The organism is Hahella sp. KA22 (assembly GCF_004135205.1).
In the GTDB taxonomy this organism is placed as follows: domain Bacteria; phylum Pseudomonadota; class Gammaproteobacteria; order Pseudomonadales; family Oleiphilaceae; genus Hahella.
Map to the genome: position 1 here is coordinate 2,211,765 of NZ_CP035490.1, position 21,732 is coordinate 2,233,496.

General features: G+C 54.9%; 21 protein-coding genes. 11 read left to right on the forward strand and 10 right to left on the reverse strand.

The features are described 5' to 3' along the window. Positions 1-241 precede the first annotated feature (241 nt). From EUZ85_RS09960 to EUZ85_RS09970, 3 genes are all read left to right on the forward strand, one after another. The gene (locus EUZ85_RS09960; RefSeq protein WP_127969149.1) at positions 242-1,864 is read left to right on the forward strand and encodes a hypothetical protein; all 1,623 of its coding nucleotides are present in this window, start codon (positions 242-244) and stop codon (positions 1,862-1,864) included. A gap of 267 nt (positions 1,865-2,131) precedes the next feature. Then, on the forward strand, positions 2,132-3,442 hold the full coding sequence (locus EUZ85_RS09965) for a hypothetical protein (RefSeq protein WP_127969150.1): 1,311 nt from the start codon (positions 2,132-2,134) through the stop codon (positions 3,440-3,442). Positions 3,443-3,476: 34 nt separating this feature from the next. Further along, a complete protein-coding gene (locus EUZ85_RS09970; protein WP_127969151.1) occupies positions 3,477-4,574 on the forward strand; it encodes a hypothetical protein in 1,098 nt (365 codons plus the stop codon). A 157-nt stretch (positions 4,575-4,731) separates the two neighbouring features. Here the strand turns inward: EUZ85_RS09970 and EUZ85_RS09975 are convergent, their stop codons facing one another. The 10 genes from EUZ85_RS09975 to sctN form a co-directional block, all read right to left on the reverse strand. Continuing rightward, positions 4,732-5,181 carry a hypothetical protein gene (locus EUZ85_RS09975; protein ID WP_127969152.1) on the reverse strand — a complete coding sequence of 150 codons (450 nt, stop codon included), beginning with the start codon at positions 5,179-5,181 and terminating at the stop codon, positions 4,732-4,734. Between the two features lie 64 nt (positions 5,182-5,245). Beyond that, positions 5,246-6,040: an ABC transporter substrate-binding protein gene (locus tag EUZ85_RS09980; RefSeq protein ID WP_127969153.1), complete on the reverse strand. Its 795-nt coding sequence runs from the start codon at positions 6,038-6,040 to the stop codon at positions 5,246-5,248. Positions 6,041-6,151: 111 nt separating this feature from the next. Next, complete coding sequence (gene sctU, locus EUZ85_RS09985; RefSeq protein ID WP_127969154.1) at positions 6,152-7,207, reverse strand: type III secretion system export apparatus subunit SctU; 1,056 nt, start codon at positions 7,205-7,207, stop codon at positions 6,152-6,154. A 3-nt stretch (positions 7,208-7,210) separates the two neighbouring features. Further along, entirely contained in the window at positions 7,211-7,999 is a 789-nt protein-coding gene (sctT, locus tag EUZ85_RS09990) for a type III secretion system export apparatus subunit SctT (RefSeq protein WP_127969155.1), read from the reverse strand. Further along, positions 7,996-8,268 carry a type III secretion system export apparatus subunit SctS gene (gene sctS, locus EUZ85_RS09995; RefSeq protein WP_011398858.1) on the reverse strand — a complete coding sequence of 91 codons (273 nt, stop codon included), beginning with the start codon at positions 8,266-8,268 and terminating at the stop codon, positions 7,996-7,998. Before sctS ends, sctT begins: the two co-directional genes overlap by 4 nt. Further along, on the reverse strand, positions 8,265-8,912 hold the full coding sequence (gene sctR, locus EUZ85_RS10000) for a type III secretion system export apparatus subunit SctR (RefSeq protein ID WP_127969156.1): 648 nt from the start codon (positions 8,910-8,912) through the stop codon (positions 8,265-8,267). The genes sctS and sctR overlap by 4 nt, the downstream gene beginning before the upstream one ends. Then, the gene (locus tag EUZ85_RS10005; protein WP_127969157.1) at positions 8,905-9,903 is read right to left on the reverse strand and encodes a FliM/FliN family flagellar motor switch protein; all 999 of its coding nucleotides are present in this window, start codon (positions 9,901-9,903) and stop codon (positions 8,905-8,907) included. The genes sctR and EUZ85_RS10005 overlap by 8 nt, the downstream gene beginning before the upstream one ends. Further along, a complete protein-coding gene (locus EUZ85_RS10010) occupies positions 9,900-13,958 on the reverse strand; it encodes a hypothetical protein (RefSeq protein ID WP_127969158.1) in 4,059 nt (1,352 codons plus the stop codon). Before EUZ85_RS10010 ends, EUZ85_RS10005 begins: the two co-directional genes overlap by 4 nt. Positions 13,959-13,979: 21 nt before the next feature. Next, positions 13,980-14,453: a type III secretion protein gene (locus EUZ85_RS10015; RefSeq protein ID WP_127969159.1), complete on the reverse strand. Its 474-nt coding sequence runs from the start codon at positions 14,451-14,453 to the stop codon at positions 13,980-13,982. Positions 14,454-14,456: 3 nt separating this feature from the next. Further along, positions 14,457-15,776, reverse strand: coding sequence for a type III secretion system ATPase SctN (gene sctN / locus EUZ85_RS10020; protein WP_127969160.1), 1,320 nt, complete (start codon positions 15,774-15,776; stop codon positions 14,457-14,459). 159 nt (positions 15,777-15,935) lie between these two features. On the opposite strand from sctN, the gene sctW reads away from it, so the two are divergent. From sctW to EUZ85_RS10060, 8 genes are all read left to right on the forward strand, one after another. Continuing rightward, on the forward strand, positions 15,936-17,012 hold the full coding sequence (sctW, locus tag EUZ85_RS10025; protein WP_127969161.1) for a type III secretion system gatekeeper subunit SctW: 1,077 nt from the start codon (positions 15,936-15,938) through the stop codon (positions 17,010-17,012). A gap of 43 nt (positions 17,013-17,055) precedes the next feature. Beyond that, on the forward strand, positions 17,056-17,433 hold the full coding sequence (locus tag EUZ85_RS10030) for a hypothetical protein (RefSeq protein ID WP_127969162.1): 378 nt from the start codon (positions 17,056-17,058) through the stop codon (positions 17,431-17,433). Then, a complete protein-coding gene (locus tag EUZ85_RS10035; protein WP_127969163.1) occupies positions 17,433-17,729 on the forward strand; it encodes a hypothetical protein in 297 nt (98 codons plus the stop codon). Before EUZ85_RS10030 ends, EUZ85_RS10035 begins: the two co-directional genes overlap by 1 nt. Beyond that, complete coding sequence (locus tag EUZ85_RS10040; protein WP_127969164.1) at positions 17,726-18,103, forward strand: hypothetical protein; 378 nt, start codon at positions 17,726-17,728, stop codon at positions 18,101-18,103. The genes EUZ85_RS10035 and EUZ85_RS10040 overlap by 4 nt, the downstream gene beginning before the upstream one ends. Positions 18,104-18,107: 4 nt before the next feature. Beyond that, positions 18,108-18,464 carry a M48 family metallopeptidase gene (locus EUZ85_RS10045; RefSeq protein ID WP_127969165.1) on the forward strand — a complete coding sequence of 119 codons (357 nt, stop codon included), beginning with the start codon at positions 18,108-18,110 and terminating at the stop codon, positions 18,462-18,464. After that, positions 18,461-20,533: a type III secretion system export apparatus subunit SctV gene (gene sctV, locus EUZ85_RS10050; protein WP_127969166.1), complete on the forward strand. Its 2,073-nt coding sequence runs from the start codon at positions 18,461-18,463 to the stop codon at positions 20,531-20,533. Before EUZ85_RS10045 ends, sctV begins: the two co-directional genes overlap by 4 nt. A gap of 265 nt (positions 20,534-20,798) precedes the next feature. Next, entirely contained in the window at positions 20,799-21,098 is a 300-nt protein-coding gene (locus EUZ85_RS10055) for a hypothetical protein (RefSeq protein ID WP_127969167.1), read from the forward strand. 45 nt (positions 21,099-21,143) lie between these two features. Continuing rightward, complete coding sequence (locus EUZ85_RS10060) at positions 21,144-21,683, forward strand: hypothetical protein (protein WP_127969168.1); 540 nt, start codon at positions 21,144-21,146, stop codon at positions 21,681-21,683. The last annotated feature ends 49 nt before the right edge of the window (positions 21,684-21,732 follow it).

Sequence of the window (21,732 nt, forward strand, 5' to 3'; positions counted from 1 at the left end):
GGGCGGGATATCCAAGGTGGGAAGCGGAGAGAAGCTTCTTTCCGTGAGTCAGTCGTTTGTGAAAGCAACGTGATTGACAGCTATTGAAGCGGAGCCATACTTGAAGATGGTAGATCGACCCTCTATAGCTTGGTTCAAAGAAGGCTGTCTGCTCACAAGGGTGGACGCTCCCTGTCTATTGCAACGCCGTTCCCGCTTGATTATGGTCTCCAGTCTCAGAATCAAGCGCCGGAACACATACGTGACAGACTCTCAACAAAAACTCATTCAAGAACTCATTTGCGATATCTTCAGAGCTTCCGCCGAGGAACAAGAAAAGGAAGGAAGCCAATACGAAATTATTCAGACGCTTCACGCGTTGGAGCAACTCGCAGACAACGAGAGGCATCTGCTTCAGGAACTGGTGGACATTTCGCTTGTAACTAATCTGCCTTACGAAAGCGAAGCGATCGCCAATATTCTGTTCATGTCGCTTTTGGCCGTCCTGAACGTTGTGGCCGACAATTGTCCAGCCCGTGACAGATTTGTTGAGATAAATCAATGGATTGACGGTCGCTTGATGCTCGCGCTCCAGGACGATGTTGACGTAACGCTGATTCGCAAAGTCATTCAATGCGCCACCTACGCCAGATTCGAAATAGGCGAAGAAGTCATTGCGCAATTAAACAGTAGAGTGAGCCAGGATTATCCGCCCGTCATTGGAACCCCCACTATGAAATCGCTGATCGAGGCGATGCGTATGATCATTAGGGATAATCAGTGCCAGACCGAATGGGACCTGCTGCATACGCTGACCCACTTAGGCGCTCAAATGCCGGAAGGGGCGGCGGCTCTATATGTGGGAGCCCTGTTGCACCTTGAAGCGCCATGGCGGGATTGCGCCGTCATGCTCACCATAGATCCCGTTCGTAAAGTTCGGGAAAGCGCCATAGGCGCATGGCTGCAGCAGGAGTGCCAAGCGCTCGCCAACGAAGCTGATCTGGCGCGACTGGTTGCGGCTAGGAAGTGGTTGCCAGAACCTGAAAGGCAGTTTGTCGACGCCATCATCAAAGACCTGCAACGCCTGCGCATAGGCGGAATAGTCGCACAAACGACAAAGGCTCAGGTGTGCGAGTGTTACGTATCGCCATTCGACTCACTGGGTGCGTTTTATATATCGCTTGTGCTGTGGTTTGAAGGAAGCTGGAAAATCTGGAGCGCCCGTCTACAGCAGGGAGAAGGGGTCACTAAGGGCGGCTTGCTGACGTTCCCTGACCGTGAGGAATTGGACAGACAGATTGCGCATGGTATCCGCCATTTGCGTCTGGAGACGACGCCACTCAAGACGATACAAGCCGTTCTCCGTCATTTTCTGCTGTATAACAGAGAATCTGGAAGCTTACCAGCCCCTGAGCTACTTTGGTTGATCAGTCATGTAGAGGGAGAGTGGTCGTCGCCAGAGTCAATGAACTGTGAGGAGATAGCGGATGCTCTGGAAGATGTTGGAGAACTGCCCGCTGATCAGTGGGACTTCGCCAAGGATATGCGCCAGCTGGCTCATTCATGGATAAGACCCGAGTGGACCAGAGAACACCCCTCCAGCGAGGCGTTGATCGAGGAGCGCTTTGAGGCTCAGCGGGATATATGGCGGGAGCGTTTCCTATTGTCCGCGTACTTCCTTCAACAACAGTCGAAAAGTCCGAAAGAAATCGAATTGTTAAGGCAAGCCGCAGCCGGTATCGCCGCTGGCAAACCCCTAACAAGTGTTTCCTTCATCAGGGAAATGACGGAAGCAGCCTTTCATTGGGAGGGGACGCCAATTCAATGGGAAGAAATGCCTCTGGGAGAGATGGCGCGCTTCCACCGCCAGATTTATCAGGACTGATGATTCAACAGTAATAATTACCCAAGGACTCCCCCGTAGACCACATGGCATAACCCCTCTGGCGCCTTGTGTAGGGGAGTCGGCTTTGTTAACTTTTGTTTCAGCTATAAGCAATTTTCATTGCGCACAACTCAATACTATTCGCCGCCACCATAACCTCGTCCCGGCTCTATGCCGCTGGGTGCCCTCGCCTGTTTGCCGGAGCGGGGAGCCTGTTGGGCTGAAGACCAACTATCAATATGACACAAGGAATTTTAAGGATTAATTATGAGTCAAGCCTCTTCCAACTTTACCCGGGTCGGCGTTCCTGGCGCGGGAAAACCGGTTTATGCCGTCGGGCGAGCCGCCCGTGCTTATGTTGATATACAAGAACTGTGTAAAAAGGGCAATTACTGGGCCACCATGGTGCAGAATGAACTTGTTCGGCTGACATCCGGCAAGCTGGGACACAACCATGTTTACGTCAAGCGCCAGACTTTTCCCGGTGGAGTGGAGACCTTTTTCCTCAAGTTGCCCGGCTGTGAGGCGACGGTTAAAGAGCTTCCCGGCGGCTATTACATTGCGCATCTTGAAGTAAATGACGATTACTTTGCGCTTCAGGAAAAGGGCGCTAAGCCCGGAATGCATTATGCCTATAAAAAGCCAGACAGTACCTGGGCATTCAAGTTTCTTAATAAAGCTCAGCTCGCCATTAAGGATCGTATTTTCAATCTGCAGGCCGGATTGCCCAATTCCCATTCCATGGATGCCGCTGATAACGCCCTGGTGAGTATTGGCGCGCCCGAAGAAGAAATTTTGACTGCGGTAGATCTGGGCTTGGCTCATATAAAGAACAGCCCTTTCAACGACAACAAGGTCGGTGACTACGGCTTCAACTTGATGTATACCCCAGGCACAGGGGACAAAGGAAAAGTGGGCGGATGCATTAGCCTCAGGGAGGCCCTGAATCCCGAGTATGTCGAGCGCCTGATGGAAACGTCCTATATACTTGCCGATGCAATGCAGCAGGCGGAAAAAGCGGGCGTCAAGGTCGCTTGGGTCTCCCACGAAGCCGGCTCGGCCTATCTCACTCAGGCCATGAGCATCGTCCGCAGTCGCGGGCTTATGTTAAGCAAGCAAACCATTTACCTGAGTCGCCCCTTGACCAACCCGGACAAAGCCTACAATTTAAGCCAGGAATTGGGCATGACGTTGAACGCCAAGCTTTCCCACAACAACTTCAATAACCTGAATGAGCTGGCGGCCGGGGCGGGAAATCTTTGGGGCGTTACCACCAGCATCAAGCGCCTGAGGAAAGACGACAGCTACAAGGCTTTCGACTACTGTAAAGAGGTATGGGGGTCGATCGGCTCCGCCGGTAATGTGTGGAAAATAGGCGTGGCGGTGACTTCCGGCGTCGCCGCGTACTATGGCGGCCTCTCGGCTGTCGTCACAGCCGTTGGTGCAGGCGCAGGGGTGACGGTGCCCTTCCTTGTCGACAATATGCGCTCGATGGCGCAATGGCCGAGCAATCAGGCGGCGATTGAGGGGATGGTCAAACCGAAACTGGAAGCCTGGATAGCAGGATTTAGAAAGTAACGCCTAACGCTATGATAGGCGGGAGAATGTAACGATGGGTTTTTTCAATCGGAAGCAAAAAGAAAGCGGGCCTTGTATTCCCATAGGGCCTAATTTTAAAAGCGCGAAGCGGGAAAGCACGCTTTTGTCCGGCTCGAAGTTGTCGGTTTGCTTGAACCGGCATACGCCAATCGTGCCTTCCGAGCCACAAGTAAAGCCAAAACAGAGCTACAACATATTTACCGATGCGGCGTACAAGAAGGAAATTGCCTCTGATTTTGAATACTTTCGGCTGTTGACGTGGTGCGGGAAGTTTCGGAAGGCGGTTTTTTCCAGCTATGTTGGCCACCTGGAATTGGCGGTGACCGTCAAGAAGCGCCCCCCCTGCGCTCGGGATAAGTCGCTTTTAATTCCCTGTGCGTTTGAAAGCTATGTATTGAGTGAAATTACAAGAAATTATGGTCATGACTTTTATCACGGTAAAAGTACCTATGAAGCGCCATACAACTGGCAAGTTCACGACCATCTGCCTGTTCCCTCTATGAGTTACGAGTTGCGTCCAGTGATGGGCCCTGATCATTCTCGAAGAGTGTACTTTGAGTTTTCCCTTGATCACGATGTTTGCGTTTTATTTAATTTCGGGTTTGGTCAGTATGAGCCCGGAAGTCTTTCTCAAAAGGACGCTGCGATTTCTCCCGAACCTCTTTACGAGTTGACTTGGCAGATCATCAACAGCATCACCTTGGAGCCTTCTGCGTCCTTGAGGGAAGAGATCGAAAAAATAAAGCGGAGTTACCCCGACTCCAAACTGAGCCAGGATGTCAAGCCCCTGAAATGGAGTACGCCGGAGCAAGACGCCGAGTGGGAGGAATATCAAAGACAGGAAGCGGAAAGAAAGCAGCGTTTTAAGGAAATAAGAGAGGAAGGGAACAAGCCTGAAGTGAGGGCGCTGGAAGAGAAGTTGATGAACGCCTCGGCGGAAGAGCTTACTCGACTGATGGAGCAGGCGATGGAAGAGGAGAGGAACAATCCAGATGCTAAGCCGCTTATGGTTGAATTTACCGCCGAAGAACTCGCTCAATTTATGGACGTGCCGCCGGAAGAGGAAAAGAAGCAATCCGACGCGGACGCGAAGAATAAAGACCGGGGCTAGCCTTGTTTCCTCCCATTCGGTCTAGTCGAGTTATGGATAGGATGAACGGCAAATGCCCATCTCTGGGCTTGCCACGTTTCACCTAATATCTCTTCAATGATGCCCAACCAGTAGGACCACTCCCTGAGGCCTGTCCGGCTAACGCCGAGTACAGGCTTTATTTTCTCAGAACGTGTTCACGATCTTCTGAGTAACAATCTCTGAAGGCATGGTGGAAGCCGCCTCCCAAGTTGAAAACAATTGCCTCTTCCTCAATGGCTTTACGGGCGGCGGTGATGGTTCCCGCCACGGCGTATTTGGCGGGGGTGAGCAAGCCTTTTTGTAGTAGTGAGGCTGGCAGCCATTGCACCAGTGAACTTTCCACCACTCTGCTGATAGCGGCTGCCTGATTCAGGGACGCCAGATATTCGTGAGAATGCGCCAGACCGAGTGTTTCCAGTGAAACCGGCGCGTTGATCTGGAGCCTGTTTCTGGCGAGATCGTCGCCGAAGCGTTGTATAAGAACGCCCCAGGCCCGGCTGTATTTTTTGACGTCAAATGGATGCAGCGCGGCGATGCCTGGGAGCTGAAAATCGTAGTGAGGGGAATAAGCGAGCAATGTTTTCACGAGTGCAGGACGTGTTTTTGTTGTCAGGGGCTCCTATTCTACTGTCCAGACATTTCTGCGTCGCTTATTCATCCCGCATGTATTTCTCCAGCAGATAATCTCCCGCTTCCTCCCGTGATTGCGCCAGAGAGTTCCAAAGGGCTTCAGCGTCCTGCCCGCGTTCTTCGTAGAATTTGTGGGAGGTGACCAGATACCAGTCGGAGATGAGAAAGGGTTCCGGGAGGGTCGTGATCGCGTCGCTGAGCCCCATGTTTCTCGCCAGGGTGCGGCCAATGGACTGGTCGATGACATAGCCGTCGAGCCGGTTACGGGTGAGAAGCTCGAAGCCGATATCTGGCGTCAGGCTGCTGGGCGCCAGAACGCCCATCTTTTCCAGCTTTTGATAAGCGACGTAGCCGACAGGCGCGCCGACGCCAAACTTGAGTCCCCGAAACTCCCCATTGCTGTATTGGAGTTTGCTGTCATTGGCGATGAAAATGGGATAGATAGAGCTCCACAGGCGTCGGTTGGCGTCCAGCTCGCCATTGATGTTGGGGTAAACGCCCCAGGCTTCCCGTTCTTTCAGCCAGATGGCGGCGAAAAGCGCATCCAGACGGTTTTCTTCCAGATCGCGAATGCAGCGCTTCCAGGGACGGCGGTAAAACTTATACTGCAGACCGGCTCGCTCTGCAGCGAGATGAATCAGCTCCGGCAAGACGCCAGCCCGATCACGCAGGGCGTCCGCATCGGATAGAGAATAGGGGGGCATGGGATCTATTTCATAGCAGATCCGAATGGGCGGCGGCTCCGCAAGTGCGGCTGGCGTCCACAATCCTTGTAACAGCAGCAGACCAATAGCCAGGACGGTGGACTTGGACATGACGCAGCTACATCAGTGAGGTTGGTTAATTAAGTTTAGAAGGAATCCTGCAAGGCGCCCAATAGTTAGGGCGTGAAAATGCATACTCAGCTGTTTTAGCTATTTCAGATATCAGCGTTGCTGTTTCTGCTGATCGAGACTGTCCACCCACTGCAGTACCGCCGCAACGGCTTCAAACAGGTCAGGAGGCACGTAGTCGTTGACCTGGGCTCGTTTCCATAGTCCTCGGGCGAGCGGCACGTTTTCCATCATGGGGATGCCTTCTTCTTCGGCGATCTTACGGATGACCTTGGCCATTTGATCCGCGCCTTTCACCATGACTTTGGGCACGTCCTCCACGCCTTTTTCATAGTAAATGCCGACGGCCAGGTGGGTGGGGTTGGTGACGATGGCGGAGCACTTCTTCACCTGCGCCGGAATAGACGTGTTCATCATTTCACGGTGAATCTGTTTGCGCTTGCCCTTGATTTCCGGGCTGCCCTCCATCTGTTTGTATTCCCGTTTGACCTCGTCCTTACTCATTTTCTGCTGCTTGATAAACTGTTGTTTCTGGATGAAAAAGTCCGCCGCCGCGAGAGCGATGAAAGTAATGGCGGAATACAGAATGAGCTGTTTCAGCAATGTCCCGACAAAGTTCGGGATGCACTCCACTTCACAGTAGTGCAATCGGGCGGAGTCATTGAGGTTTTCCTTGATCAGCATATAGACCAGATAGGACAACACGCCCACTTTGATCAGCGATTTGACGAACTCGATCAGGTTTTTAACGGAGAAGATTTTCTTGAAGCCTTCCACCGGATTGAGCTTCTTGAGGTCGGGCTTTAGCGACTCCACGGCGAACAGCGCGCCGACTTGCAGAAAGTTGGCCAGAATAGCGGAGACCATGACCACGCCGATGGGCATCAGCGTCAGATAAATCAGCTCATGCAGCACATTGTCGACCACCATGGGCAGCGCTTCCAGAAATGGCCTGTCCATGTATTGCGCGGGCAGTTCGATCAGGACGCTCAAGTGCGATAGATAGGTGTCGGAGGTGGCCAGCAGCAACAGAAACATCGCGCAGATAGTGGCGGTGGACACCACGTCTTTACTATGGGCGACCTGGCCTTTTTTACGGGCGTCGCGGAGCTTTTTGGGGGTGGGCTTTTCGGTCTTTTCATCGCTCATGCGTCATGACCCCCATAGCACGTTGAGCTGCTTGAACAGATCAAAGGTGCGCAGATAACGTTCGTCGAAAATACGCATCAACACGCCCACATAGAAAGTGAGCATCACCATGCACACCAGGCTTTTTACCGGCATGGACAAGAAGAAAACATTGAGCTGGGGCGCGAAGCGGCTGACCAGGCCCAGGCCGAACTCCGCCAGAAACATGCAGGCGATCAGCGGGGCGGCGAACAACACCACGATACTCATGAAGTAATCCAGCTGGGCGAAGAAAAAGCCCGCCGCCGACAGCTCGATCCTTGGGAAAAATGAGAAGATCGGCCAGGCGTGATAACTGGCGTAAATAGCGCCCATCAGCGTGAGGAAGTTGCCTCCCAGAAAAAACAGGGTGGTGAAGGTCTGTACGAACAGAATGCCTACAGGGGAAGCCTGAGAACCGGTCAGCGGGTTCATGGCGCTGGCCATGGTGGAGCCGCGTTGGTTGTCGATAAAGAACCCCACCGCCTCCAGCGCCCAGAACGGCAGCGCCGCCAGCCAGCCAAGACAGAATCCGATGATCACTTCCTTGAAAATAATGAGCGCGTACATAAACGGCTCCATGGTTTCCGGCTTATAGCCTTCGTCCACTATTGGAAACAGAAACAGGGATAAACTGAGCACTACGCCGTTGCGGATCAAGGTGCCGCCGAAGAAGCTTTTGCTCAGGAACGGCATGACCGACATGGCCGCCAGCAGACGCGGCACGGTGAACATGAACAGCGTCAGCGTGTCGCTCATCAGATGGGTCATCATGAGGGGCCGATCAACTCAATGTGGTCAAGGATGTTCATGGAAAAATGGTAGATTTCAATGCCCAGCCAGCGCGCGGTGAGCATGATGGTGATGGACACCGCAATCAGCTTGATGGCGAAGGACAGGGTCTGATCCTGAATCTGGGTCAACGACTGCACCAGGCTCACCAGCGTGCCCACCACCGCCGCGACGATGACGGTGGGCATCGACAGCACCAGCACCAACATCAGCAGCTGACTGGCGTAATGAATGACTTCCGCTTCGCTCATTGGTAACTCAACACCAGGCCATGGGTTAATCGGGTCCAGCCGTCCAGAAGCACGAACAGGAGTAATTTAAAGGGCAGGGAGATCGTCATCGGCGACACCATCATCATCCCCATGGCCAGCAGGATGTTGGAGACGATCAGGTCGATGGCGATAAAGGGCAGGTACAGCAGAAAGCCGATTTCAAATGCGGATTTAAGCTCGCTGATGGTGAAAGACGGCACCAGCACCAGCATGCTGTTGGTGTCGAGGCGCGCCGCATATTCTTTCGGCCACAGGGTTTCCGCGCTTTCCAGAAAGAACCCGCGCTCCTTTTCGGAAGAGTGCTTGGTCAGAAAGTCGGACATGGGATTAATGGCGCTGTTGGCCAGTTCCTTGAGCGACTCCGACTGACTCATGTCGAAGCCTTTTTCTTTCACGGTGTCCGCAATCTGATAGCCCACCGGCGCCATGATGTAGATCGACAGCACAATGGCCAGCCCGTACAGCGCCATGTTGGGTGGAATCTGCTGGATGCCGAGAGCGTTGCGCAGCAAACTGAACACGACGGCGAGCTTGATGAAGGAGGTGGTCATGATGGCGATGAACGGGATCAGCGACAGCAGGACCAGTGTCCCGATAAGAGGAATCGCCTGTATATCAGTCATGCCCGCCGACCTCGCTGTCGCCGCCGGTCAACCGTACTACGCGCGCCCCCAGACGCCCATCGATTTCCACCAGCTCGCAGCGGGCCAGGGTTTGTCCGTTAACCTTCATCGCTACTGGCGCTTCCAGGCTCAGGCCGAGATCAAAGGCGGCGCCTTCAGTCATTTGCGAAAGCTCGGCCAAGGTCAGGTTGAGAGAGCCGAGATGAAACTCCAGCTTCAATTCCAGATTGCCCAGTTCGGATGGGGCGTCGAGAGGTTCGGAAGTGTATTGTGTTTCTGAAGTCATGGGCGTCACCAGTACTAATTTGTGATCATCTAAGCGGGCGCGGCAGGCGCCGTATCCGGGCAGGCGCAGCGTCACCAGATCCGCTGACGCGCCTGGCGGCAGCATCAACACGTCTCCGGACTCCAGGCCTTTGAAGTCGTTGAGAGACATCCGGCGCTCCGCCAGCAGCAGTTGCGCCGACGCCAATGGCGTGATCGGCGCTGGCGCTGTTTCGGCGGGCAGGGTGGCGAGCAATGCAGCGATGCGTTCGGCAAGGTGCGGTGGCGGCGTCAACAGCCCCAGCCCAGTATTGCCGGGGGCGCTAATTTGCATGCCGATACGGACGCCGGCCAGAACCATGGTGCTGTCCTGGCTGATTTCATCCAGTTCCAGCTCAGTCTGTAATACAGAGGAAAGCGCCTGCAGAGGACCATTCAGTTGCGCCGCCAGTAAGGCTGAGAGCAGGGGCTCCGGATAGACGGAGGCGTCCTGATTCTCTCCCAGCAGCGCGCTGACGGCGCGGATGTCCAAATGCAGATGGCCGCGACGCCCCTCGGCGTAAAAGGCGATGCTGGCGTAGGTCTCCAGCATCTCCAGTCGGCGCAGATTGACCTGGGCGGTATGCTCAGGCAATTGCGCCGCAAACGGGCGGCGGCGGGCGCAGATCAGGTTATCCAGATCCACCTGCGTTCGCCCCAGCCGGGGTAGCTTCAGCGGCTTAATCATTGCTGCTGGCCTTTGGCGCGGCGCACCGGCGCCTTACCGTATGGGCTGGCTTTTTTGCTTTCTTGAATCCTGACCTCGAAACGTTCATTAGGCAGCTTGCTCCTCAGGGATGTGCTCATCTCTCCCTTTAGTGACACCAGGAAGGCCTGAGTTTCAGGATTAGGAGTATTAAAGCTCAGCTGAATGTCGCCATGTTTGCGCATGATGGCGATTTCCGTGCCTTTCAGCGGTCCGGAACTCAGCATCAGACGCAGCTCTTCCGGCTGCCCCGAGCCCGGTTTGCTGATCATCACGCGGCTCACGATCTGATCGACGATCTTCTGCATTTCCGCCACTTTCTCCTGCGTGGAGACCTTGCTGGTCTCCGTTGCGCTGGCGTTGGCGACGGGGTCGCGGGACGGGTTCTGCTGTGCTGGCTGCACCTGGAAGCTTTCCACCTGACCTTCGCGACGCTCCTGTGGTTGTTCTGTTTTCTCTTTGTTTTTCTGCGGCGCTGAGGGCTTCTCGCGGCGCTCCTGATGGTCGGAGGAGGCGGAGCCCTTGCTCGTCACTTTGTTGGCGAGATGGCTGCCTGGACGCTGGAACTCGCCGGCGTGCAGCTCAGGTTTGCCTGTTTCCACTTTGCTGTGAACGCCGCCTTCCTGTCTTTTCGGCTCTGCTTTGCTCTCCGCCTGAAGCACACTGGAGTCTATGGGGGAGGCCTTGGAGTGGGGCGTCGGTTGAGTCTTGCTGGCGTGCTCGGTGGTAAGTCCGGGCTGATCCGCTTTCTGATCAACCTGATGAGGACCGGACGCAGCCGCTTTATGCGACTTATCGCCCTCTGAGCCCGGGACTCCCGTTTTTATGACGGTTGACTGGCGCTCGGATGAATCCGGGTCGCCATGTTGAGCCCCTGACTTCGCGGCGGGCTCAAGCCCTTGGCCTGTTTTATCCACCTTCTTCAGCGTTGACGCAGGATGCTCAGGTGGACCGTTTACAGGCTGGCGCGAAGCGCTTTTTTCTTGCGGCAGCCCGGATTTGACATGGGATTGAGGTTTGTTATGCCCATCCGGGTTGGCCTGTGATGGCGCTTGTTGTGGACGGATATGATCGACCTTGGCCTGTGTTTCCGCTTTAGATTGAAGATCGCCTTTTGACGACGAATCAGTCTTGCTCTCTGGCCTGGTTTGCGCGGGATCGTGGTTAGGCTGTGTCGGCTCTGTTTTGGCTTGGCTGTCCGTTTTAGGCTGCGTGTTTTCGGGCTTGGTTTGAGCTGGCTCTGACTTGTTGGCTACCTCAGATTTGGGCTGAGTATCCGCTTTGCTATCCGGCTTCGGTTGAGCGGGATCGCGATTAGGCTGTGCGGGCTCAGTCTTGGCTTGGCCGTCTGTTTTAGACGGCGTGTTTTCAGGTTTGGCTTGATCAGGCGCTGATTTGTTTGTCACCTCAGGTTTAGGCTGGGTGTCTGCTTTACTTTCCGGCTTCGGCTGAACGGGGTCGCGGTTAGCCTGCGTCGGCTCAGTTTTAGCCTGGGCGTCTGTTTTAGGCGGCGTGTTCTCAGGTTTGGTTTGAGCTGGTTCTGACTTGTTGGTTACCTCAGGTTTAGTCTGAGTGTCTGCTTTGTTTTCCGGCTTCGGTTGAGCGGGATCGCGGTTAGGCTGAGTTGGCTCAGTTTTAGCCTGAACGTCTGTTTTAGGCGGCGTGTTCTCAGGCTTGGTTTGAGCAGACTCTGATTTGTTCGTTACCTCAGGTTTAGGCTGGATATCCGCCTTGTTTTCCGGCTTTGGTTGAGAGGGATCGCGGTTAGGCTGAGTCGGCTCAGTTTTAGCCTGGACCTCCGTTTTAGGCGGCGTGTTTTCAGGCTTGGTTTGAGCTGGTTCTGACTTGTTGGTTACCTCGGTTTTAGGCTGAGTGTCTGCTTTGTTTTCTGGCTTCGGTTGAGCGGGGTCGCGGTTTGGCGGCGTCGGCTCAGTTTTAGCCTGGCCGTCCGTTTTGGGTGGTGTGTTCTCAGGTTTTGTCTGAGCTGGTTCGGACTTGTTAGTCACCTCAGGTTTGGGCTGAATGTCTGTTTTGTTTTCCGGCTTTGGTTGAGCTGGATCACGGTTTGGCTGAGTGGGCTCAGTTTTAGCTTGGCCGTCCGTTTTAGGAGGCGTGTTCTCGGGCTTGGTTTGAGCTGGCTCTGACTTGTTGGTTACCTCTGATTTGGGCTGAGTATCTGCTTTGTTATCCGGCTTCGATTGAGCCGAATCACGGGTAGACTGAGTTGGCTCAGTTTTAGCCTGACCGTCCGTTTTAGGCGGCGTGTTCTCGGGCTTGGTTTGAGCTGGCTCTGACTTGTTGGCTACCTCAGGTTTAGTCTGAGTGTCTGCTTTGTTTTCCGGCTTCGGTTGAGCGGGATCGCGGTTAGGCTGAGTTGGCTCAGTTTTAGCCTGAACGTCTGTTTTAGGCGGCGTGTTCTCAGGCTTGGTTTGAGCAGACTCTGATTTGTTCGTTACCTCAGGTTTAGGCTGGATATCCGCCTTGTTTTCCGGCTTCGGTTGAGCGGTATCGCGGTTGGGCTGAGTTGGCTCAGCTGTAGCCTGGGCGTCTGTTTTAGACGGAGTGGTCTCAGGCTTGGTCTGAGCAGGTTCCGACTTGTTCGTCACCTCAGGCTTGGGCTGAGTATCTACTTTGCTTTCCGGTTTCGGCTGAGCGGGGTCGCGGTTAGCCTGCGTTGGCTCAGTTTTAGCGTGGGCGTCTGTTTTAGACGGAGTAGTCTCAGGCTTTGGCTGTGCTGGTTCCGACTTGTTCGTCACCTCAGGCTTGGGCTGAGTCTCTGCTTTGTTTTCTGGCTTCGGTTGAGCAGGGTCGTGGTTGGGCTGCGTTGGCTCAGTTTTAGCTTGGGCGTCTGCTTTGTTTTCTGGCTTCGGTTGAGTGGGATCACGGTTTGGCTGTGTCGGCTCAGTTTTAGCATGGGCGTCTGTTTTAGACGGAGTTGTTTCAGGCTTTGGCTGTGCTGGTTCTGACTTGTTCGTCACCTCAGGCTTGGGCTGAGTATCCGCTTTGCTATCCGGTTTCGGTTGGGCGGTATCGCGACTAGCCTGAGTAGGCTCGGTCTTGGCCTGACCGTCCGTTTTATGCGGCGTGTTCTCGGGCTTTGTCTGAGCAGGCTCTGATTTGTTGGTTACCTCAGACTTAGGCTGGTTGTCCGCTTTGTTTTCCCTCCTGGTTGGTGATGGCTCCTTGGCGATTGGGTTTTGTTCGGCCTTGGCGTCCAGTTTGGATTGTGCGGACTCTGACTTAACCGGCTCTTCCAGCCTGGGTTGTGCTTCCGACTTCGGCGGTAGTTTGTCTGAGGCGACTTTGGGGTCATTGATGGTCTCAAGTTTGGCTTGGACTTGGTCGCCTTCAAGCTGAGCGGGTTTGCGCCCGGATGAGTCGGGCTTGGCTTCATGCAGCGTGCTTTTGGGGGCCCGAGGTGATTCCGATATGGTTTTATCCGGGTTATTTGGTAAGGGTGAAGATTGAGCGTCAGGGTTCGACTTGGCGTACTCCGGGACGGTGGTTTCCGACTTGAGCTGACCGAACTGTTCATCGTTTTTGGGTGGGGAAAGCTCCGGTTTATCTCCAGGCAGCTTGTTCTGTAACGCGCCGAGCTGGCTGAGTTCAGCGCCATTGTTGTCTTGGGAGGCGAAAAGGCTGAGCTCCCTTGGCGTTTGCTCTTGCGGCAATGATTGCTTGGGCTGCGCCAGCTCGGGTTTATCCAGAAGTCCGCCTTTTTCTCCGGTCGGGGATTTCTGGGCGAAAGTCTGCGTCAAAGACGGGATGGAGGTCTTGGGTTCCATCTGACCGGGCTTGGAGGGCTGCGCCAGGTTTTCCGTCGCTTTGAACGCATTTTTCACCATTTCAATCATGGCGTTGCGAACTTTATCCGGCACCGGTTTTTCCTGTGACTGCTCTTCCGTTTGCCGGAACTTATCCGGGTTGACGGACTTGGTCTCCATTAATTTGCTGAATTGTTGCAGGGAGCTTTCCGCGACCGCTTCCGACTCTTTTTCCCTGTCTGAGGAACCTGACGTGCGATTGGATATTCTCATAATAATTCTGGATTTCTGTGTTTAGTTTTGGGGGCGTGAAAAATTGGTTTCGCTGGCTTCCTCAAGCTCGAGGTCTTCGAGTCGCTGGGCTTCCGCGTTGGCTTCGGCAGTCACCTGCTCAATAAGCATCTGACACTTTTCTACGGCTTTGCCGGCTTCCGCCAGGGCGTGCTCCGCCTGACGCAACGCCGCTTCCGCTTGTTTTTGCTCTTGTTTTGCGTTTTCTACCTGCTCCGCCAGAGAGACTTCCTTCAAGCGCAGCATGCCGATCTGATGTTTGACTTTGTCGATTTCCTTGAGGCCGACCTCCGACCCCATAATGCCGTCGTAGAGACGATGCTCTTCCTGTACTCGCCATATCTCAAACTGCTGCAGGTCGCGTGTGGCTTCCTCTACCTGCGCCTGCTTTTGCGCCAGCATTTGACGCTTTTTTAGCGCCTCCGCCTGTGCGTTGCGCTCGCGCAGCTTTTTAATGTCGGCCAGTGCTGACAGCATGGTTTACACCGTTTGCGCCAGGGCGTTCAGAGTGGTTTGGAAATCGCATTTTTCATCTGTCGCCTGTTTCAGAAAGCCGCGGATGCGGTCGATCTTGGCGATGGCCTCATCCGCCAGCGGATCGCTGCCGCGCTGGTATTCGCCGATTTTCACCAGCAGCTCCACATCCACATACTTGGCCATCAGCTCGCGCATCTTGCCCGCCGCCTGACGGTGCTCCAGGCTGGTGATGGCGGTCATTACCCGGCTGGTGCTGGCGAGCACGTCAATGGCGGGATAATGGTTGGCTGAGGCCAGTTTGCGCGAGAGCACAATGTGGCCGTCGAGAATGGAGCGCACCTCGTCGGCGATGGGTTCGGACATATCATCCCCTTCCACCAGAACTGTATAGAGCGCGGTAATGGAGCCCTTGTCGTTGAAGCCCACTCGTTCCAGCAGCTTGGGCAGGGTGGCGAACACGGAAGGCGGAAAACCGCGTCGGGTGGGCGGTTCGCCCGCCGCCAGACCGATTTCCCGTTGCGCCCGGGCGAAACGCGTTACTGAATCCATCAGCAACAACACTCTCTGGCCCTGGTCGCGAAAATATTCGGCGATGGTAGTGGCTACGTAAGCGGCCTTGGCGCGCTCCATGGAAGGGCGGTCCGACGTGGAGATCACCAACACTGAACGGGCCAGACCCTCCGGCCCCAGGTTGTGTTCAATAAATTCCCGCACCTCGCGGCCCCGTTCCCCGATCAGGGCGATAACGATAACGTCCACGTCCGCCCCCATGACCAGCATGGACAGCAACGTACTCTTACCGCCGCCAGCGGCGGCGAATACGCCCATCCGCTGGCCTTCGCCGCAGGTGAGCAAGCCGTCCAGGGCGCGCACGCCGAGGCTGAGTGGTTCGCTGATCATACGGCGCATCATGGGGGAGGGCGCATCGGCGTAGACCGGATAATGTTGCAGGTCGGATGGAAAATCCGCGTTTTTACCGTCCATCGGATTGCCCATGCCGTCCAGTACGCGTCCCAGCAGGTGGGGGCCGACGGCGATTTGATGGGATTGTCCTGTGGTGATCACTTCTGTAGCGGTGGAGATGCCCAGCATGTCTCCCATCGGCGTCAACAGCGCTTCTTTTTCCTGAAACCCCACCACTTCGGCGAGCAATCTCGGGGCGCCTTCGGACTCCAGATAGCAAAGCTCGCCAATTTGCGCGCCGGGAACGATCGCCCGGATGATGGTGCCGACCACGTTGGTCACCCGGCCGCGCAGGCCGACCGGTTGCACCTCGGCGATGGCCGAGCGCAGGTCTGATAACACATGGCTCAACTGGCTCACGTTTGACTCCTTTAAGCGGAAATTAACTTTCGCGGAAAAACTTTCTTCTTATGGGTGTTACCAACAGGGAGAAAGTTGCATGTTCAATTGCCGGAGATCGCAAACTTGAGTGAGCAAATCGTCAACCGAACCAGCGCTCCTGTCCTGCAGAGCGGGTCGATGTCCACGAATGAAGCGGTTACCCGACAGGGCAAGCTGCACGGGGAAAATGTGCAGGTGAAGCAGAGCGCGTCCTCTTTATTGGAAGACGCCAAAGAGGAAGTGACCCTTCTGTTCAAGGAGCGAGCGGAGAAAACGTTGGCGCGGCGGGAAATGTCCACCGGCAAGAAAGAGAACACTCAGCAGATTCTGATCGAGAAAATTCGGGAGATGATGGATCAGGTTCCCGACTTGCTGAAGAACGTCAAAATGAAAGTGCTCATTGAGCGCATGGCCAGTAATTTTCCTTCCACCCCACAGCAATTGATGCGGCGGCTGGAGGAGTTCTCCAAAGACCCGACATTGCAGTTCGTGGCCTTGCAGGTGTTGGAGAAAGAAGCCAAGTCCGGCGGCGCGGATAAAGCGGAGCAGTTGAAGCTGATTCAAAGCGCCGCTACTGAACTGATGAACACTAAAGGCGAGTCGGTGCGAGCGGGACTGAACGTCTCGCTCACTGCGTCTGAATTCGCCGACCGCCTGAAAACGGACGTCCAGATGCTGCGGGACGCCTATCGCGATGCGGTGTTGAACTACGGCGGCATTACCCAGACCTATCGCACCATTGTCGAGCGTCATAAAGGGCGTCCCTTTGAAACCGTGCGCAAGTTCCTGATGAAAGCCCTGGGCGCCGATTACAACGCGCAGGGGCCTTCCATTGAACCGTCGCGCCTCAAGGCCATCATGGATGACATGTATGCGCTCAAGCTGTTGGGCGGCGTGCATGAGCAATGCTGCGACATCATGGGAACCATGCGCGATATCTACGAGCAGCGCGATTGTAAAGACGGCCAGGACCTGATGGGAAAAGTGCTGGACATCAAGGACATGGACTGGGTGCAGCCGTCCCAGATCGCCTCCATCCCGATGGAAATGAATGTGCTGGGCATTGAAAACCAGATCTACCTGTTACGGGAAGTGGACACGGTGTTTCGCGAAATTCCCGAAAAAACCTACAACGACCCCGCCGACCGGGAACGCCTGCTGGGCGTTTCCAGAGAAGCCCTTGAGCAGCTGTTTATCAAGGAGCAGGAAGAATGAGAGCGGGGCGACGATCAATTCAGAACAGGAGTAAGTCGACATAATGAATGCGATTCACAACATGTTGAACGCCTATGGTCGCAGCATGGGCGTCAATGGCGTGGGAGAAGGCGTCACCGCACTGAGCTACGAAACCGGCGAGCGCATCACCCTGGACCAGCGCGACGATTGTCTGGCGGTGTCGCTCAGTTATGAATTACCGGAGTTTGAAGTGGACGAAGTCGCCGAAAAGCTGCTGCAACTGACCCACTATCAAACGTCTACGGATTATCAGATCCAGCCTGGTCTGATGGGGGAAAGACGTCTAGTGATGACGATTTGCATGAGTGTCTCTGAGGCGTCCATTGACTTCCTGGACGGCGCTATCCGCCGACTGCGTTATCGCTATCAGGAACTGACCGGCAAGCTGGGTAATCTCTGATGGATGTCATTCTGAGCATGCCCTGGCCCCTGCGCCCAGAAGCGGAGAAAGCGTTTCTGATGCGCTGCCGCGAGCTGGCGGAGCAGGGCGAAGAGCGGGTGCTTATCCGCTGTGATGAGACGCCGCATCCTTCCACCCGGGTGCTGACGCTGCTGCTGAACATCGCCCACCTGGCGCCCTACGGGCCGCCTCAATGGCGGGTGATCGACGCGCAGGAAAATCTGCTGGAGGCGCTCAGACTGACCGGGCTCGACCACTGGTTTAAAAACGGGACGGACGAGGAGGCTGTCGCATGACCAACATCTCTTTGCGCTCCAATATTGAAGGGCTTTCCCTTTATAACGCAGCGGACGAACGTCAGCTGCCGTCGCATAAGAAATTCACCCCCGCCGGCGGTCAGGTGGTGTCGCATCTGCGCCAGTTGTACAGCAAAGGGGAAGAATCCTCTTTATTGGATTCATTCATCCGCCCCCGGGTCAGCTCGGAAAGCCTGTTGTCGCCGGTGGATTTTGAACGTCAGTACGGGGAAGTGCGCGGGCTGTTCCAAAAGCTGGCGCAGCAGTCCCCGGAGGATCGTGAGTTGTTCAGCAAGGCGGAGAAGATCTTGCGGGATAATCAGGACGATATCCGTTACCTCAACCAGTACCGCAATGCATTAATCGAGGCCTAGACGGATGAGCGAGCCACTCTCCCTCAGTCCCGCCAACCGTGAATGGTTGCTGGCGCTGGCGTTCGTGTATCTCCAGCAGAATCATCACAAAAAGGCGCTGACCCTGTTGCAGGCCACCGCCAAACTTTGTCCTGAGGACGCCTATGTGACGCGCGGACTCGCTTTCGCCTGCCTGAAGGCGGCGCGTTACAAGGATGCGCTGACTCTGAGCGACCGTAGCCTGCGGGAGCTGGGCGTGAAACAGGAGACCGCGCCGTTTCTATTGATACGCAGTCACGCGCTGTGGGCGCTGGAGCGTCCGGAGGAAGCGCGTAAAAGCCTGAAGAAATATCATCAACTAACAAGGAACTCTGTCGTATGAGTAGAGGAGCTTCTGTCCTGAGCGCGCTCAGCCAGCGCAACGACGTGGTGCTGGCGATTTTCCTGGTGGGCATCATCTTTATGATGATCTTGCCCATGCCTACCATGCTGGTGGATGTGATGATCGCCCTCAACATGGGGGTATCGGTGATACTTCTGATGCTGGCGCTGTATATCAAATCGCCGCTGGATTTCTCCGTGTTTCCTTCCATGTTGCTGATCACGACCATGTTCCGGCTGGCGCTGTCGATCACCACCACGCGCTTGATTCTGCTGCAGGCGGATGCGGGGCAGATCGTTTACACCTTCGGTAACTTCGTCGTTGGCGGTAACCTGGTGGTGGGCGGCGTTATCTTCCTTATCTTGACCATCGTGCAGTTCCTGGTGATCACCAAGGGCTCCGAGCGGGTGGCGGAAGTCAGTGCGCGTTTCTCTCTGGACTCCATGCCTGGTAAACAAATGAGTATCGACGGCGACATGCGCGCCGGAGTTATCGATATGGACGAGGCGCGCATCAGACGCGCTAAAGTGGAGAAGGAGAGCCAGCTATACGGTTCCATGGATGGCGCCATGAAATTCGTTAAAGGCGACGCGATTGCGGGCTTGATCATCACCGCGGTTAACATTCTCGGCGGTATCCTGGTTGGGGTGACGCAAAATGGCCTGAGCGCCGGCGACGCCGCCGCCATCTATTCGGTGTTGACCATCGGCGATGGTCTGGTGGCGCAGATTCCTGCTCTGTTTATCTCGATCACCGCGGGCTTTATCGTCACCCGCGTGTCCACGGACGAGTCGGAAAACCTGGGGCGCGATATCGGCGGCCAGATCGGAGCGCAGCCGAAGGCGTTATTTATCGGCGGCGCCTTGCTGCTGGGCTTCGCCATGATCCCTGGTTTCCCAACCATGACGTTCCTGGTGCTGGCGGGGCTGATCAGCTCCGTCGGCTTCATCATGAGTCGCAAAGCCAAACATTCCGAGACGGATGATGACGATATTCCCGCTATGGCGGCGGCGGGGCAGACTCGAGCTCAGAGCAAGACGCCAGAGAAGGATGACTTTTCTCCGACGGTGCCCCTGTTGCTGGACGTGGCGGCGTCCTGCCAGCAAATGCTGAAACCCTCTGAACTGAACGCTGAGCTATACAGAGTGAGGCGCGCCCTGTATCTGGATCTCGGCGTTCCGTTTCCCGGCATTCACCTGCGCTTCAACGAAAGCATGAAAGATGGCGAGTACACTATTCTGATGCACGAAGTGCCCGTGGCGCAGGGACGTTTGCCGGCGGATAAGGTCGTGGTGCTGCAGGACCAGGAGCAGTTGGACATTCTTGGCATCCCTCATCAACAGGGCGAGCTGGCGATGTCCGCCAACCCTTACTGGGTGGAAAAGACCCATGCTCCCGCCATGGAAAACGCGGGTATTGAATACCTGGATGCGCCGCGACTGTTGATTTACCACTTGTCTTTTATTCTGAAGCGCTACGCCAGCGAATTTATCGGCTTGCAGGAGTGCCGCTATCTGTTGGATCAGATGGAAGGGCAATATGGCGATCTGGTGAAAGAGGTGCAGCGTGTGGTGCCGATTCAGCGCATTGCGGAGATCCTGCAGCGACTGGTGTCGGAAGATATCTCCATCCGTAATCTGCGCGCCATCATGGAGGCGCTGGTGGAATGGGGCCAAAAGGAAAAAGACACGGTGTTGCTGACGGAGTACGTACGCAAGAGTCTGAGCCGCTACATCAGCTATAAATTCTGCAACGGTCAGAATGTCTTGCCCGCCTATATGCTGGATCAGGATCTGGAAGAATCCATTCGCGGCGGCATCAGGCAGACCTCTTCCGGCGCTTATCTGGCCCTCGACCCGGACACCACGCAGAATTTCATCAATGAACTGCATCGGGAAGTCGGGGACCTGGACGCATTGCCGCATAAACCGGTGTTGCTGGTGTCCATGGACATTCGACGTTATGTCAGAAAGATGATCGAGCGCGATTTCTTCGAGCTGTGCGTGCTGTCCTATCAAGAACTCACCCAGGACATCACGGTGCAACCGATCAGCCGTATTTGTCTGTAATCCTCCTCGAGCTGATTACCGAGAGCGGTGGAACTCCTCCAGCGCTCTTTTTCTTTCTGCTTTAACCTCTCCCCACATCAACCTCTTCCCACCTCGCCCAAGCCGCGCCGCAATTCCCAAATTAGACGCAAATATTCCCAAAAACAGCGACTTTTTGCGTCTTTCCGTTACTCAACTAATGATCCTTTCCGTTAGTCGCGACGGTGATCCCCAAGCGGCGTGGCGAGAGGGGTATTCATGACTAAATCAAAGTGAGGTTAAAGCTATGAGCCAGACATTTACGGATGTAGAGGTGGAGAAAACGCTGGCGGAGTCCGAAGCGTTGATCCGTAAAGCGGAAAATATGCGTGAGCAGGGAGACAAGTTGTTTCAATCCCTGGGAATTCCCCGAGGCAGCGCTCAGAAGATATTGAATCACCCATTGGCTTCCGAAGGGTTCAAGCAGCAGGGAATGGAGCAACTACAGGAATGGCGGGATGAAATTACCGAGATCATGAAGACCGGTAGCCGTACCACGACTCCCATCAAACGCAAAAAGTCCAACCGTAATTATCTGGCGATTTAGCCCTCAGCTTTTTCGGTCTTACAAATTTAATACGAGGAAATTGATATGAGTACAGTCACCCCAAGCTACAACCCAAGCGTCAACCCATATGAGAGCGCCACGCCGACCGGCGATCCCAAGAATGCGTCTAAATTCGACGACGCCAATATGGACCCATTTACACGAATCATGCTGCTGCAGGAAGAGCGCGTTGGTTTACTGGATGGCCAGGTTAAATCCCAAAGCGAAAAGATGCAGAGTATTAATAGCAATATTAAGGATTACGGAAGCACCATTTCCAAGGTGAATACTGAAGCAGCGAAGCTAAAGAAAGACGACAGCAAGGTCACCTTGTCGGAAGAGATGGTGACGGAACTTAAAGCGAAGGGAGTTGATGTACCCGGTAAAGAAGTTACCAAAGCGCAGCTCAACTCTTTTGCGGAAGACCTGAAACAAAAGCGGGACGGGTTCAATAACGACTCTCAGATGGAAATGATTCGCCTGCAGGGCCTGATCAACAAGCAGCAGCAGGCTTATCAGTTGATGACCAACATTCAGAAGAAAGAGCACGACACCATCATGGCGACCATCAACAAGATCAACTGATGGCCTGAGTGTGTTCTGAACTCACAGAACTTAATCAGTAAAGGAGACA